The organism is Mesorhizobium sp. WSM4817, assembly GCF_055811135.1.
The window spans coordinates 1-821 of sequence record NZ_JBVVQQ010000112.1; the positions used below are offsets into that span (position 1 = coordinate 1).

At 58.1% G+C, this 821-nt stretch carries 1 protein-coding gene and 1 pseudogene; both read right to left on the minus strand.

Translation table 11 applies throughout. The annotated features are described in order from the left end of the window. Positions 1–121: 121 nt before the first annotated feature. Positions 122–559, minus strand: coding sequence for a hypothetical protein (locus AC0L2K_RS34940; RefSeq protein ID WP_473533654.1), 438 nt, complete (start codon positions 557–559; stop codon positions 122–124). A gap of 45 nt (positions 560–604) precedes the next feature. Next, positions 605–821, minus strand: a pseudogene (locus tag AC0L2K_RS34945) (ATP-dependent DNA ligase); the annotation flags it as partial.

Consider the following 821-nt stretch of genomic DNA (forward strand, 5'->3'; position numbering starts at 1 on the left):
CGGGTTCATCCGGGGAATGTCGGTCTCCATAAGTTTCTGAACGGGCCTCGCTTTCGGTCGGCGGCCAGGCACCAGCATGACATCCGTGCTAAGTGCCCCCAATTCGAAGGGAAAGATGCGACTATTTCTGGTGTTGATTTTGATGGCGCTGAGCGGCTGCGTATCCAATGTTTCCCCGGATAGTGATGGTATACCACGCCGCGCGTCCTTTGCTGGAAACCATTAGTCCGCTTAATTTGGCTGATTGCCAACGCCTATTTGCCGGTGCCTCAGCACTTGACGAGGAAAGCGAGACAAGCGGCAGCGCATAGAACGCGGAAAGCTGGCTTTCATCCCAGAAGTCCTGAAGCGAAGCGTGGCGAAGGTCGTCCTCGCCCCTGAGGTGCTTCACGCGGGCTTTAATTCCCGCCTTGACCCACTGCGTTGCCGGCCGCTTTGGCATCTCCTTGGGCGGTGGCCCGGCATGTTCCTGGACCCTTTTCCAAAGTCGTTCCCGCATCTCGCGATTGACGCTCACGAACGCGCTGCCGACATATTTGCGGGTGGCTGGGTCAGCCATCAGAGCAAACGCGGGCTTGCCCCTCTCGCGTTCGACGCCGAGTAGTTAAAACTCGCTTTCTGTGAAGGATTTTGTCTTCAGCCAATTGGTGGTCGGGCCGCTGCGATATTTGCTGTCCCGACGCTTCGATACCATCCCTTCCAGGCCAGCCGCGCCGATCAGATGACAGATCGCATTAGCCTCGCCCGGCATGGTCTCACTGAACTGGATGCGGCTGTCAGACCCTATGAGGCCGGCCAGGATTTCCCGCCGATCCTCAAGT

Bases quoted from the DNA above. Each gene is read 5' to 3' on its own strand.
- AC0L2K_RS34940 (WP_473533654.1), bottom strand. From the start codon at position 559: ATGGCTGACCCAGCCACCCGCAAATATGTCGGCAGCGCGTTCGTGAGC.